The organism is Amycolatopsis sp. N2S4-7 (assembly GCF_058119595.1).
The window spans coordinates 914,768-928,776 of sequence record NZ_CP172299.1 but is presented as its reverse complement, the minus strand read 5'-3'; the positions used below and the strand labels follow the sequence as shown (position 1 = coordinate 928,776).

Annotated in this window: 9 protein-coding genes; 1 reads left to right on the top strand and 8 read right to left on the bottom strand. The window is 70.1% G+C overall.

The features are described from left to right. Positions 1 to 11 precede the first annotated feature (11 nt). The 3 genes from ACH54P_RS04255 to ACH54P_RS04245 are packed head-to-tail and all read right to left on the bottom strand — an operon-like array spanning position 12 to position 4,684. Positions 12 to 1,754, bottom strand: coding sequence for an NAD(P)H-dependent oxidoreductase subunit E (locus ACH54P_RS04255; RefSeq protein WP_489911002.1), 1,743 nt, complete (start codon positions 1,752 to 1,754; stop codon positions 12 to 14). A gap of 1 nt (position 1,755) precedes the next feature. Next, a complete protein-coding gene (locus ACH54P_RS04250; RefSeq protein WP_489911001.1) occupies positions 1,756 to 3,675 on the bottom strand; it encodes a molybdopterin oxidoreductase family protein in 1,920 nt (639 codons plus the stop codon). 13 nt (positions 3,676 to 3,688) lie between these two features. Next, positions 3,689 to 4,684: a 2-dehydropantoate 2-reductase gene (locus ACH54P_RS04245; RefSeq protein ID WP_489911000.1), complete on the bottom strand. Its 996-nt coding sequence runs from the start codon at positions 4,682 to 4,684 to the stop codon at positions 3,689 to 3,691. Positions 4,685 to 4,950: 266 nt separating this feature from the next. On the opposite strand from ACH54P_RS04245, the gene ACH54P_RS04240 reads away from it, so the two are divergent. After that, positions 4,951 to 5,688, top strand: coding sequence for a GntR family transcriptional regulator (locus tag ACH54P_RS04240; RefSeq protein WP_489910999.1), 738 nt, complete (start codon positions 4,951 to 4,953; stop codon positions 5,686 to 5,688). A gap of 31 nt (positions 5,689 to 5,719) precedes the next feature. On the opposite strand, the gene ACH54P_RS04235 is transcribed toward ACH54P_RS04240, so the two are convergent. From ACH54P_RS04235 to ACH54P_RS04215, 5 genes are all read right to left on the bottom strand, one after another. Continuing rightward, entirely contained in the window at positions 5,720 to 7,099 is a 1,380-nt protein-coding gene (locus ACH54P_RS04235) for an OFA family MFS transporter (RefSeq protein ID WP_489910998.1), read from the bottom strand. Positions 7,100 to 7,218: 119 nt separating this feature from the next. Then, complete coding sequence (locus ACH54P_RS04230) at positions 7,219 to 8,598, bottom strand: OFA family MFS transporter (protein WP_489910997.1); 1,380 nt, start codon at positions 8,596 to 8,598, stop codon at positions 7,219 to 7,221. A gap of 102 nt (positions 8,599 to 8,700) precedes the next feature. Next, positions 8,701 to 10,827 (bottom strand): acetate--CoA ligase family protein, encoded by a 2,127-nt coding sequence (locus tag ACH54P_RS04225; RefSeq protein ID WP_489910996.1) that lies wholly within the window; start codon positions 10,825 to 10,827, stop codon positions 8,701 to 8,703. Then, positions 10,828 to 12,057, bottom strand: a complete 1,230-nt coding sequence (gene frc / locus ACH54P_RS04220; protein WP_489910995.1) for a formyl-CoA transferase — start codon at positions 12,055 to 12,057, stop codon at positions 10,828 to 10,830. A 14-nt stretch (positions 12,058 to 12,071) separates the two neighbouring features. After that, positions 12,072 to 13,808 (bottom strand): thiamine pyrophosphate-binding protein, encoded by a 1,737-nt coding sequence (locus ACH54P_RS04215; RefSeq protein WP_489910994.1) that lies wholly within the window; start codon positions 13,806 to 13,808, stop codon positions 12,072 to 12,074. Positions 13,809 to 14,009: the final 201 nt, after the last annotated feature.

Genomic DNA, 14,009 nt, shown 5'->3' with positions numbered 1-14,009 from the left:
GTCGCTGGTCACTACAGTGCTCCCAACCGGTCGATGGCGGATTCGATGGCGTTCCACGCCGTCTGGCCGAGACCGCAGATCGACGAGTCGCGCATGACCCCGCCCACCTCGCGCAGCAGCGGCCGCTCGTCCGAGCCGGCCGCCAGGACCCGGCGGATCGCCTCCTCCTGCCGCACCGTCCCGATCCGGCACGGAACGCACTGCCCGCACGACTCGTCCCGGAAGAACTCCGCGATCCGCAGCAGGAACCCGCCGAGATCGGCCAGGTCGTCCAGCACCAGGACGACCCCCGAGCCGAGCGTCGTCTTCGCCGCCCGCGCGTCCTCGAAGGTGAGCGGCAGGTCCAGCTCGTCCGGCCGGACGAACCCGCCCGCCGCGCCACCCAGCAGGATCGCGCGCAGCGAGCGGCCCTCGGGCACTCCCCCGGCCAAGGAGAGGAGTTCCCGGAGCGTCGTCCCGAACGGCACTTCGTAGACACCCGGCCGCTCGACGTTGCCGGACAGGCAGAACAGCTTCGGCCCGGCGGAGGCCTCCGTGCCGAGGGAACGGTACGCGGCCGCGCCCTCGGTGAGGATCAGCGGCACGTTCACCAGCGTCTCGACGTTGTTGACGACGGTCGGCTTGCCGAACAGCCCCTTCTCGACCGGGAACGGCGGCTTCGTGCGGGGTTCCCCGCGGAAGCCCTCGATCGAGTTGAAGATCGCGGTCTCCTCGCCGCAGATGTACGCGCCCGCGCCCCGCCGGATCTCGATGTCGAACGAGAACCCCTCGTGGCCCATGATGTCCACCCCGAGGAATCCGCGTTCGCGACAGACCTCCAGCGCGTTCCGCAGCAGCCGCAGCGCCCGCGGGTACTCACCGCGCAGGTAGACGTAACCGCGGCGGGCACCGATCGCGAACGCCGCGATCGTCATCGACTCGACCAGGGCGAACGGGTCGCCTTCGAGCAGGACCCGGTCCTTGAACGTGCCGGGCTCGCTCTCGTCGGCGTTGCACACCAGGTAGTGCGGCCCGGCGGGCTGCGCGGCCGTGGCCGCCCACTTGCGCCCGGTCGGGAACGCGGCGCCGCCGCGGCCGAGCAGGCCGGAGTCGGTGACCTCGCGCAGCACCGCGGCCTGCCCCACGCGCAGCGCGTTCCGCAGGGCGGCGTACCCGCCGGTCGCGCGGTAGTCGTCCAAACTGGACGGATCGACCACGCCGACGCGGCGCAGCAGCCGCAGTCCCCCGGTCTGGTGGATCACCGGTGGGGTGCCTTCGGCGGCAGCCGGTTCCCGCTGGGCGGCCAGCACGGCCGACGCGCCGGTCGCCGGAGCGAGCAGTTCGGTGGTCGCCGGGTCGCCGGCCTGGAACGTCAGCGCCGCGGGGGCTCGTTCGCACACGCCGAGGCACGGGCTGCGCAGCCACGTGACCCCGCCGCGCGCCTTCCCCGCGGCGCCGACGTGCTCGGTGAGGACGTCGCACACGGTGTCCGCGCCCTTGAGCCGGCAGGCCAGGTCGGTGCACACGTGCACCACCCGCTCCGGGCGCTCCTCCAGGGCGAACAGCGAGTAGAAGCTCGCCACGCCGTACGCGTCGGCGGGCGGCACGTGCAGCGTCTCGCAGATGAGGTTGAGCGCGCCCTGGCTGATCCAGCCGACCCGGTCGTTGACCGCGTGCAGCGCGGGCAGCAGCTGGTCGCGGCCGCCGCCCGCGAAGCCCGCGACCGCGTCCCGTTCTTCCCGCGACGCGACGGCGTCCAAGAGCTTCAGGTCCACTTCAGACCTCCACCGGGAGCTTGTCGACGCGGATGGCCGCCGCCTTGTACTCGGCGGTCCCGGCGATCGGGCACGTCGCTTCGATGGTGATGACGTTGACGTCGACCTCGTCCGGGAAGTGGAAGGTCATGAAGGCGAGCCCGGGCTTCAGCCCCTTGTCGAGCCGGACCGGCGCCACGATCTCCCCGCGCCGCGAGGAGATCCGGACCAGCTCGTCGGGTTCGACCCCCAGTGACCGCGCGTCCTCCGGGCACAGGTCCAGGGTCTCGCCCTGCCGCAGCGGCGACGGGAACCCGGCGGACTGGACGCCGGTGTTGTAGGAGTCCAGGCGCCGTCCGGTGGTGAGCCGGATCGGGAACTCCTCGGTGAGCAGGTCGACCGGCGGGCTGTGCTCGATCACCGTGAACGGCGCCGGGCGGCCGCGCTCGGCCGGGTCGTCGGCCCACAGGCGGCCGTGCAGGAACGTCGGTTCGAGGGTGTCCTCGGAGTAGCACGGCCACTGGATGCCGCCGAGCTCTTCGAGGCGCGCGTAGGACATCCCGGCGTGCATCGGCGACAGGGAGCGCAGCTCGTCCCAGACCTCTTCGCCGCCGGTGTAGTGCCAGTCGTGGCCGAGCCGGCGGGCCAGTTCCGAGAGCAGCTCGATGTCGTCGCGCGCGCCTTCCGGCGGTTCGAGGGCCTTGCGGACGCGCTGGACGCGGCGTTCGGAGTTGGTGAAGGTGCCGTCGCTCTCGCACCAGGCCGCCGAGGCGGGCAGCACGACGTCGGCCAGCTGCGCGGTCTTGGTGAGGAAGATGTCCTGCACGATCAGGTGGTCCACGTTGGCCAGCCGCTTGATCGTGTGCTCGCAGTCCGCTTCGGACTGCACCGGGTTCTCGCCGATGATGTACACGCAGGTCAGGTCGCCGCGTTCCATCGCGTCGAGCATCTGGGTGAGGTTGAGGCCCTTGTGCGGCGGGATCGACGAGCCCCACGCGGTGTCGAACTTCGCCCGGACGTCCGCGTCGAGGATGTCCTGGAAGCCCGGCATCCGGTCCGGGATGGCGCCCATGTCGCCGCCGCCCTGGACGTTGTTCTGCCCCCGCAGCGGGTTCAGCCCGGCGCCGTAGCGGCCGACCTGCCCGGCGAGCAGCGCGAGGTTGATCAGCGAGAGGACGTTGTCGGTGCCGTTGTGGTGCTCGGTGATGCCGAGGGTCCACGACAGCTGGGCGCGGTCGGCGCGGGCGTAGGTGTGGGCCAGTTCGCGGATCAGCTCGGCGGGCACGCCGGTGGTCTTCTCGGCGACCTCGAGGGTCCACGGCTCGACCGACGCGGCGAACTCGGCGTACCCCTCGGTCGCGCGCTCGATGAACGTCGTGTTCGCCAGTCCCGAGTGGATGATCTCCCGCGCGATCGCGTGGGCCAGCGGGATGTCCGTGCCGACCTCGAGCTGGAGCTGCCGGTGCGCCCAGCTCGCGGTGCTCGTCTGCCGCGGGTCGACGACGAACAGCTTCGCTCCCCGGTGCACCGCCTTGAGGACGTGCTGGAAGAAGATCGGGTGCGCCTCGCGGGGGTTGCCACCCCAGATCACGATGACGTCGGCGTCCTCGATCTCCTGGTAGGACGACGTCCCGCCGCCGCTGTCGAACACCCGGGCCAGCCCGGCGACGCTCGGGGCGTGGCAGGTGCGGTTGCACGAGTCGACGTTGTTCGTGCCGACGACCGCGCGGGTGAACTTCTGCGCGACGAAGTTCATCTCGTTGGTCGCGCGGGCGCACGAGAACATGCCGAACGCCTCGGGCCCCTTGTTCTCGAGGGTGCGGCGGATCCCGGCGGCGGCCCGGTCGAGGGCTTCGGTCCAGGTCGCCGGCCGCAGCACCCCGGAGTCGCGCACGAGGGGCTGGGTGAGGCGGACGTACGGCTCGGTCTTCTTGCGCTTCACGGGAACCTCCGGATCAGTGCGCCGCGGCGGGGACGGGCGTGGAGCTGGTGTGGTCGAGCAGGCCGATGGCGGCGTGGACGTGGCGCAGGGCCGGCGCGGGCACGCCGGTCAGGTCGGCCAGCTCCACCACCGCGCCGATGATCGCGTCGATCTCCAGGGGCTTGCCCGCTTCGAGGTCCTGCAGCATCGACGTCTTGTGGTGGCCGACCCGCCAGGCGCCGTCGATGCGCTTCTCGACCGAGACGCCGGGATCGCTGCCCGCCGCCCGGGCGATGGCCAGCGCCTCGGTCATCATCGTGGCGACGAGCGCGCGCGTGTCGTCGTGCTCGCACATCTGCGCCATGGTCGCCCGGGTCAGGGCCGAGAGCGGGTTGAAGGCGACGTTGCCCATCAGCTTGACCCAGATGTCGTCGCGCAGGTCGGGCTCGACCGGGGCCTTGAGCCCGCCGGCGATCATCGCCGCGCTGAGGACCTTGCAGCGGGCCGAGAGCTCGCCGTCCGGCTCGCCGAGGGAGAACCGCGTGCCTTCGAGGTGCCGGATCACGCCCGGTTCCTCGATCACCGTCGAGCAGTAGACGACGCAGCCGATCGCGCGCCGGAGTTCGAGCACCGCGGTCACCGAGCCGCCGGGGTCGACGGTCTCGATCCGCCGCCCTTCGAGCGGGTGTCCCTTCAGGCCGTGGAAGTACCACCACGGGATGCCGTTCTGCGCGGCCACGATCGCCGTCTCCGGGCCGAGCAGGGGCGCGAGCAGCGGCCCGCACGAGGCGTAGGAGTTGGCCTTCAGGCCGAGGAACACGTAGTCGACCTCGCCGACTTCGGCCGGGTCGTCCGTGACGTGCGGGTGCGCCGTGAAGTCGCCCCGCGGGCTGAGCACGCGGACGCCGCGCTCGCGCATCGCGGCGAGGTGGGCCCGCCGGGCGATCAGGTGCACCTCGGTCCCGCCGCGGTGCAGCGCGGCCCCGACGTAGGCGCCGATCGCCCCGGCCCCGAGAACAGCCACCTTCATGATGTGCCTCCCACTTCGGTCCAGCACGTAATTGCATACAGTATCCTGGATCCGCGATCGAGACCAGAGTTTGTGCCGCTCGACGATCCGTCGCCACTCAGGCGGCTCAGCCGAGTGCGACAAACCGGACACTCGGGGTCACATCGCCTGGTCGTCGCTGATCCACATCGGGAGAAAACGCCGGAGCGGGGTGAGATTCTGGGATTTTGCATACCAAAACCTGTATCCTGGGTGTCAACGCGTTCCTCTCCCCTTCGAGGTGTCCTGTGAGCCAGCCCGCTTCCCCGCTCCAAGACCGCGGCCCCACGGGCCGCCGCACGGCCAAGGGCTCGCTCAGCTCGACCGCCGCCAAGCGGGTCGAACGACCCGCGCCGCTGCGCCAGGTCGTCTACGAGGCCCTCGCCGAGCTGATCATCAACCGCACCCTCGAACCCGGCCAGCACCTGGTCGAAGCCGACCTGGCCGAGTACCTCGGCGTCAGCCGGCAGCCCGTCCGCGAAGCCCTGCAGCGCCTGCAGAGCGAAGGCTGGGTCGACCTCCGGCCCGCGCAGGGCGCCTTCGTGCACCTGCCCACCGACGAGGAGGCCGACCAGCTGCTGAGCGTCCGCAGCGTGCTGGAGACGCACTCCGCGAAGCTCGCCGCGGACCGGGCCACCGAAGAAGACGTCAAGCGCCTGTGGGAACTGCAGAACGCCGGCGTCAAGGCCCTCGCCGAGGAGGACACCGAAGGCCTCGTCGCGGCGAACGCCGCCCTGCACGCGTTTATCACCGAGCTGTCCGGGAACGCCGTGCTCGCGGAACTGATCGGGCTGGTCGACCGGCGTGTCCGCTGGTACTACACGCCGATCGCCCGGCCCCGCGGACAGGACGCCTGGCACGAGCACGAGGAGCTGATCACCGCGATCTCGGCGCAGAACGCGGAGGCGGCCGAGAAGATCATGGCCAAGCACACCGAGCGGACCCGCCAGGCCTACCACGAACGTCCGGAAGCTCCCCGATCCTGATTTCGGCAGGACCGGGGAGCGGGATACCGGACTAGCCGTCGGCCGCGGCCGACGGTCGCGCCACCAGCTCGGTTTCGGCGAGCTGGTGGCGCTTCCGGCCGGGCTGGCGCAGGAACAGCGTCAGCACCGCCGAAAGGAGGGCGATGCACCCGGCGAGGACGTACGCGCCGGTGTAGCCCCACACGCTGATGACACCCGCGGCGAGCCCGCCGCCGCCGACGCCACCGACCAGTTTCGCGCTGTAGACCAGGCCGTAGTTCGACGCGTTGTTGTTCTCGCCGAAGTAGTCCGGCACCAGCGCCGCGAACAGCGGGTAGAACGCGCCGCTGCCGAACCCGGTCAGGAACGCGAACACCATGAACAGCACCAGGTTGTGGGTGTTCCCGGCGTACAGCACCCCGAACTGCGCGCCGGCCGCGATCACCAGCACCAGGGTGAGGGTCTGGCGCCGCCCGAGCTTGTCCGACGCCCAGCCGACGACCGCGCGGCCGGTGCCGTTCACGATCGCCAGGACCCCGGCCGAAGAAGCCGCGACGAACGCGCCGAAGTGGCTCACCTTCGCGAACGGCACCTGGAAGTTGATGCCGAACAGCGAAACCCCGCCGATGATCACCAGGCACACCCACATCAGCGGGAGCATCCCGGTCCGGATGGCCTCCACCGGCGAGAACTGCTTCACCGCGGGCGGGTTCTTCGCCAGCCCGCCGCTCTTGGACTGCCGGTCGCGGACCCAGCCGAGCGGGTCGACGTCGTGCGGCCACCAGCTCTTCGGCGGGTCCTTGAACAGGAACCCGCAGATCCCGACGGCCACGAGCATGTACACGCCCATGACGTCGAGGATCACCGAGTAGTTGGCCGGGGTGAGGAAGGCGGCGAACACGTAGATGAACGGGACCGCGCCGTAGGCGAACCCGCCGTTGACGAAGCCGGTCCGCGCACCCCGCTTCTCGGGGTACCACTTGCCGACCATGTTGATGCAGGTCGCGTACACCAGCCCGGCGCCGATGCCGCCGAGCACGGAGTAGCCGGCGAACGCCAGCACGAGGTTGCCGCTGTGCGAGATGGTGAAGTAGCCGATGGCGCTGCACGCCGCGCCGGCGAGCATGGCCGTCTTCGCCGACACGATGTTCTTCTCCCGCAACCGCCCGGCGGGGAAGGCGACCGCGGCCTGGAACACGGCCCAGATGCTGGCCAGCCAGAACGCGTCCGACAGCGTCCAGCCGTATTTCTCCTCCAAGGTGCCTTCGACGGCACCCCAGCCGTACTCGAACACGCTGACCGCCATCATGGCGATCCACGGCAGCCAGACCATCCAGCTGCGCGAGCGCCCCATGATGTCGTGCGGGGTCTCGCCGATGCGGTACACGCGCCCGTTCTCGTCAGTGATCTCCTGGTATGCAGCTGCTGTCATGAGAGTTCTCTTTCGTCACCGTTGACAGGGAAATCCAGGGCTTCGCCCTGAGCCGGGGGCTTCGCCACCCGGACCCCCGAGAGCACCAAAAGTCCCTCTGCGGTCGCGCGCACCCGGCGTCAGCCGGTGGCCGGCCGTGCCACCAGCTCGGTTTCGGCGAGCCCGTGGCGCATCCCGCCGGCGTTCCGGCCGGGCTGGCGCAAGAACAGGGCGAGACCGGCCGCCAGCAGGCTCGTCCCGGCCGCCAGGTAGAAGGCCGCGCCGTAGCCCCACCCGTCGATCACCATCTTGCCGAGGCCCGCACCGACGATCCCGGAGACGAGCTTCGAGCTGTAGACGAGGCCGTAATTGCTGGCGTTGTTGTTTTCGCCGAAGTAGTCGGCGGTCAGCGCGGCGAACAACGGGAAGATCGCCCCGCCGCCGAACCCGGAGACCATCGACGCCAGCAGGAACAGCGGCATGCTGCCGATCGAACCGGACAGGAACACCGCGACCTGGGCCAGCCCGAGGACCACGCAGACCAGCAGCAGCGTCTGCCGCCGCCCGTACCGGTCGGAGATCCAGCCGATCACGCCGCGCCCGGCACCGTTGATGACCGCCTTCAGGCTCATCGCCAGTGCGACGATGCCGCCGGCGAAGCCCATCTCCTTGCCGAAGGGGACCTGCGCGGAGATGCCGAAGATGTTCACCCCCGCCGTGCACAGCAGGCAGATCCACATCAGCGGCAGCATCCCGGTCCGGACCGCCTCCCGCGGGGTGAACTGCTTGACCGCGGGCGGGTTCTTCGCCAGCGACCGGCGCACCCGCGGGTCGTCCGGCACCTTCAGCGGGTCGACGTGCGCCGGCCACCAGTTCTTCGGCGGGTCCCGGAAGAAGAGCCCGCTCACCGCGACGGCGGCGGCCAGGAACAGCCCCACCGCCGGCAGGATGGCGCCGTAGTTGCCCAGGTCGAGGTAGTTCGTGAAGATGAAGATGAAGGGCACGGACCCGTAGGCGAACCCGCCGTTGACGAAGCCCGTCTTCCCGCCCTTGCGCTCCGGGTACCACTTGCCGACCATGTTGATGCAGGTCGCGTAGACGAACCCGGCGCCACCGCCGCCGAACAGGCCGAAGCCCAGGTAGGCCCAGAAGACGCTCGGCGAGTAGGCCAGGGCCAGGTAGCCGAGCACGGTGCCGGCCGCGCCGAGGAACATCGCGGACCGGGCGGACAGCCGGCCGCTCTCCCGCATCTTGCCCGCCGGGAAGGCGACCGCCGCCTGGAAGAACACCCAGACGGCCAGCAGCCAGAAGATGTGCGCGCCGTGCCAGCCGTGCGCCGCGGACAGCGTGTCCTCGGCCGAAGTGAACGCGTATTCCGAAGAGCTGATGGCCATCATGGCCACCCAGGGCAGGACGACCATCGTCCACCGGGGTCTGCCCATGATGTCCCGGTCGGATTCGCCGACCCGGTAGACCCGCCCGTTCGGGTCAGTGATCTCCTGGTACGTAGCTGCGGTCATGAGAGTTCTCTTTCGTCACCGTTGACTGAAATCCCTCTGTTGCCGTCGTGCGGTGGATCTTCGTCCTTCCTGTGCGATCGGGCCAGCCCCTGTGGAGGCGGTTCACAGCAGGCCGGCGGCCCGGGCCCAGCGGTACTTCGCGCCGAGCACGGCCACCGGCTTTTCGGTCGTGTACGGGTAGGCGACGACACCGTGGTCGTAGAGGTAGGTGCTCGCCTCTTCGACCTCGACGTCGCCCGACAGCGACGCGACGACGGGCTTGTGGATGCCCTTCGCGCGGTACTCCTCGACCACTTCGGACACCAGCTCCGCGAACACCATCGGCGGGGTGACGATGGTGTGCCAGTAGCCCAGGATCAGGGCGTGGATGCGGTCGTCCTCGAGGCCCAGCGCGATGGTGTTGCGGTAGGTCGAGGGCGGCTCACCCCCGGTGATGTCCACCGGATTGCCCGCCGCGCCGAACGGCGGGATGAACTTCCGGAACGCCGTGTCGAGGTCCGGCGGGATCTCCATCAGGCTCAGCCCGTTGTCGACGCAGGCGTCCGACAGCAGCACGCCCGAGCCGCCGGCGCCGGTGATGATGACGACGTTCTCGCCGGTCGGCGTGGGCAGCAGCGGGATGCCGCGGGCGTATTCGAGCATGTCGTTCAGCCCGGGCGCCCGGATGACGCCGCTCTGGCGGAGGATGTCGTCGTAGACCTTGTCGTTCCCGGCCAGCGCGCCGGTGTGCGAACTGGCCGCCTTCGCGCCCTGGGACGTCCGGCCCGCCTTCAGGACCACGACGGGCTTGCGCTTCGACACGCGCTTCGCCGTCTCCGCGAACGACCGCCCGTCCTTGAGGTCCTCCAGGTGCATGGCGACGAGCTGGGTGTTGTCGTCCTGCTCGAAGAAGGTGAGCAGGTCGTCCTCGTCGATGTCGGCCTTGTTGCCGACGCCGACGATCGAGGAGACGCCCATCTTCGCCGAGCGGCTGAAGCCCAGGATCGCCATCCCGATGCCGCCGCTCTGGGACGACAGGGCCACGCCGCCCTTGACGTCGTACGGCGTGCAGAAGGTCGCCGACAGGTTCTCCGGCGTGTAGTAGTAGCCGTAGATGTTGGGGCCGAGGATGCGCACGCCGTGCTTGCGCGCGATGGCGACAACCTCGTCCTGCAGCTCGATGTTGCCGGTCTCGCCGAACCCGGACGGGATGAGGATCGCGCCGGCCGCGCCCTTCCGGCCGACCTCCTCCAGCGCCGCGGGGACGAACTTCGCCGGGATGGCGAAGACGGCCACGTCGACGTCGCCGGGCACGTCGGTGATGCTGGCGTAGGCCTTGCGGTCGAGGATCTCGGTCGCCTTCGGGTTGATCGGGTGGATCTCCCCCGCGTAACCGCCGTTGACCAGGTTCTTCATCACCGAGTTGCCGATCTTCCCGGCCTCGGCCGACGCGCCGATCACCGCGATCGACGCCGGTTTCATGATCCGGTTCATCGAGGCGAGGATCTCCTCCTGGGTGAACCGGACCGGCTCCTTCGCCGCGTCGGCGTCGACCAGGATCCGGACGTCGACCGCGGTGGCGCCGGACGCCGTCGCGAGCACCGGGTTGAGGTCCACTTCGGACAGCTGCGGGAAGTCCGCGACCAGCTGCCCGAGCCCGGTGATCACCGCGGCGAGCGCGGCGCGGTCGACCGGCTCGGCCCCGCGGACGCCCCGCAGGATCTCGGCGGCCTGGATGCCGTCGATCATCGACAGCGCCTCTTCGGTGCTCGTCGGCGCGAGCCGGAAGGTGACGTCCTTGAGCACCTCCACCAGCACGCCGCCGAGGCCGAACGCGACGATCTTGCCGAACGTCGGGTCGGTGACCGAGCCGATGATCACCTCCTGGCCCTCGGTGAGCATCTGCTGCACCTGGACGCCGAGGATCCGCGCGTCCGCGTTGTACGCCTTCGCGTTCTCGACGATCTTCTCGAAACCCGCCTTGACCGCTTCCGCGTCCTTCAGCCCGACGAGGACACCGCCGGCTTCGGTCTTGTGCAGGATGTCCGGCGAGACGATCTTGAGCACCACCGGCAGCCCGATGTCCCGCGCGTGGGCCACGGCCTCGTCCGCCGTGGTGGCCAGCCGCTCGGCCGGGGTCGGGATGCCGTAGGCCTCGCAGACCGCACGCCCCTCGGGTGCGGTCAGCGAAGACCGCCCTTCGGCCGCCGCCTGGTCGAGGATCTTTTCGACCGCCGCGCGATCCGCCACTCAGATCACCCCCGCCGCGCGGAACTTCTCGAGCTCCGCTTCTCCGTAGCCGAGTTCGGCCAGCACCTCGTCGTTGTGCTCGCCGAGCAGCGGCGACCGCTCGATCTCGACCGGCGAGTCGGACAGCTTGAGCGGGCAGCCGACGGTCTTGAAGGTGCCGCGCTCGGGGTGCGCGACCTCGACGACCGACTCGAGCTCGGCCAGCGTCTCGTCCTCGATCAGTTCCTTCGTGGACAGGATCGGGCCGCAGGGGATGTTGTGGGCGTTGAGCTTCTCCATCACTTCCCACTTGGTGTGCTTCTCGGTCCACTCCTCCACGAGCGCGAACATCTTGTCCAGTTTGGACAGCCGCACCTCGGGGGTGGCCCACGCCGGGTCCTCGGCCAGCTCCTCCTTGCCGATCAGGCGGGCGAGCGGGGCCCAGCCGGGTGGCTGGACGATCACGTAGATGTAGTCGTTCGGGCCGCCGGGTGCGCACTTGACCGCCCAGCCGGGCTGGCCGCCGCCGGAGGCGTTGCCCGACCGCGGGACCTCGTCGCCGAACTGGTCGTTCGGGTACTCGCCGAGCGGCCCGTGCGCCAGCCGCTGCTGATCGCGCAGCTTGACCCGGCACAGGTTGAGCACGGCGTCCTGCATGGCGACCTGGACGCGCTGGCCGCGGCCGGTGGAGGTCCGCTGGTAGAGCGCGGCGAGGATGGCGGCCACCAGGTGGATGCCGGTGCCGGAGTCGCCGATCTGCGCGCCGGTCGCGGTCGGCGGGCCGTCTTCGAACCCGGTGGTGCTCATCGCGCCGCCCATGGCCTGCGCGACCACCTCGTACGCCTTGAAGTCGGCGTAGCGGCCGGGGCCGAACCCCTTGATGGAGGCGTAGATCAGCCGCGGGTTGAGCGCGGCCAGCTTCTCCCACGGGTAGCCGAACCGGTCGACGACGCCCGGGCCGAAGTTCTCGACCAGGATGTCCACTCCGGACACGAGCTTCTCGAAGATCTCCTTGCCTTCGTCGCTCTTCATGTTGAGCGTGATGCTGCGCTTGTTGGAGTTCAGCATCGTGAAGTAGAGGCTGTCCACGCCGGGCAGGTCGCGCAGCTGCCCGCGCGTGATGTCGCCGCGGCCGGGGGTCTCCAGCTTGATCACGTCCGCGCCGAGCCAGGCCAGCAGCTGGGTGGACGACGGACCGGACTGCACGTGCGTCATGTCGAGGACACGGACGCCGTCGAGGGCCTTTCCCATGACTTGTCCTCCGCTCACTTGTACATGGTCTGGTTCATGGTTCCGGGGGCGTACACGTCGGGATCGACCCAGACGTTGATCAGCGACGGCTTGCCGGACTCGCGGGCCCGCAGCAGCGCCGGCCCGATGTCGGCCGGGTCGCGGACCTCTTCGCCGTGGCCGCCGAGCATCCGGGCGAACTCGTCGTAGCGGACGTCGCCGAGGGTGTTGCCGATGCGCTCGCGCGGCAGGCCGTACTTCGCGGCCTGGCCGTAGCGGATCTGGTTCATCGACGAGTTGTTGCCGACGATGCCGACGAACGGCAGGTCGAACCGCACCAGCGTCTCGAAGTCCCAGCCGGTGAGGCTGAAGGCGCCGTCGCCGAAGAGCGCGACAACCTCCTTGTCCGGCCGGGCGTGCTTGGCGGCCATGACGAAGGGGATGCCGACGCCGAGCGTCCCGAGCGGACCGGGGTCCATCCAGTGGCCGGGCGACTTGGGCTGCACGACCTGCCCGGAGAAGGTGACGATGTCGCCGCCGTCGCCGATGTAGATCGAGTCCTCGGTGAGGAACTCGTTGATCTCGTGCACCAGCCGGTACGGGTGGATCGGGCTCGCGTCGGAGTGCTGCAGCGGCAGCCGCTTCTGCTTCGCCTTCTCCTCCACCGCCTGGAGTTCTTCCAGCCAGACCTTGCGGCCGACGGCGCCGTTGTCGGAGCGGCCGGACGCGGCCTCGGCCACGGCGGCGAGGACCTGGCCGGCGTCGCCGACGATGCCGAGGTCGACGTCGCGGTTCTTGCCGACCGTGCGGTAGTCGAGGTCGATCTGGACGACGGTGGCGTCCTTCGACAGCCGCTTGCCGTAGCCCATCCGGAAGTCGAACGGAGTGCCGACGATGACGATGACGTCGGCGTTGTCGAAGGCGTAGCGGCGCGAGAGCTGGAAGTGGTGCGGGTCGCCCGGCGGCAGCGTGCCGCGGCCGGCGCCGTTCATGTACGCCGGGATGTTGAGCGTGCGCACCAGGTCGACGGCCGGTCCGGTGGCCCGCGTGGTCCAGACCTGGCTGCCGAGCAGGATGGCCGGCTTCTTCGCGTGCACCAGCAGGTCGGCGAGCTTCTCGATGTCCGCGGGATCGCCCGCGTTCCTCGTCGACGCCCGGTAGCGGCCGGCTTCCGGGATCCGGGCCTGCTCCAGCGGTACGCGCGCGTCGAGGACGTCACGCGGGATCTCCAGGAACGACGGCCCGGGCGCGCCGGCGTAGGCCTCGCGGAAGGCCATCGACACGAGGTCGGCGACCCGCGCGGTGTGCGGCACGGTGGCGGCGAACTTCGTGATCGGCGTCATCATGTCCACGTGCGGGAGGTCCTGCAGGGACCCCATCTTGTGCTGGGTCAGCGCGCCCTGGCCGCCGATCAGCAGCATCGGGCTTTCCGCGCGCAACGCGTTCGCGACCCCGGTGACGGCGTCGGTGGTGCCCGGGCCGGCGGTGACCACCGCGCACCCGGGCTTGCCGGTGATCCGCGCGTAGCCGTCGGCCGCGTGCGCCGCGACCTGCTCGTGCCGGACGTCGATGACCTCGATGCCCTCGTCGACGCAGCCGTCGTAGATGTCGATGATGTGCCCGCCGCACAGGGTGAAGATCGTGTCGACCCCTTCGGCCTTGAGCGCCTTCGCCACCAGGTGGCCGCCGGATATTTCGGCCGGCGCGGGCTCGGCGCCGTTCGTCGCTCGGGCACTCTCCCCCGCGGTCGTGCCGGTCGTTGTCAGCGCCATTGCTCAACTCCTCTGGTCCGCCGCCGGATCTCTCTTGTCCGGCGCTCCGTACTCCGGTCCGCTCGGGCCGCCGCCGACGTCCGTCGAGGTCAGCGGCCCCTGAGCGGCAGACTGTAGATTGCATACCGTATGGGGTAGGCATATAGTCACTCCTCAAGCAGCCCGTGTCCAGGGCCATCCGCAGGGTTTTTCTCCCGGCTT

What these genes read in the sequence shown, in the direction of transcription:
- ACH54P_RS04245 (WP_489911000.1), bottom strand. Translation starts at nt 4,684, where the DNA reads ATGAAGGTGGCTGTTCTCGGGGCCGGGGCGATCGGCGCCTACGTCGGG.
- ACH54P_RS04235 (WP_489910998.1), bottom strand. Translation starts at nt 7,099, where the DNA reads ATGACAGCAGCTGCATACCAGGAGATCACTGACGAGAACGGGCGCGTG.
- ACH54P_RS04230 (WP_489910997.1), bottom strand. Translation starts at nt 8,598, where the DNA reads ATGACCGCAGCTACGTACCAGGAGATCACTGACCCGAACGGGCGGGTC.
- frc (WP_489910995.1), bottom strand. Translation starts at nt 12,057, where the DNA reads ATGGGAAAGGCCCTCGACGGCGTCCGTGTCCTCGACATGACGCACGTG.
- ACH54P_RS04215 (WP_489910994.1), bottom strand. Translation starts at nt 13,808, where the DNA reads ATGGCGCTGACAACGACCGGCACGACCGCGGGGGAGAGTGCCCGAGCG.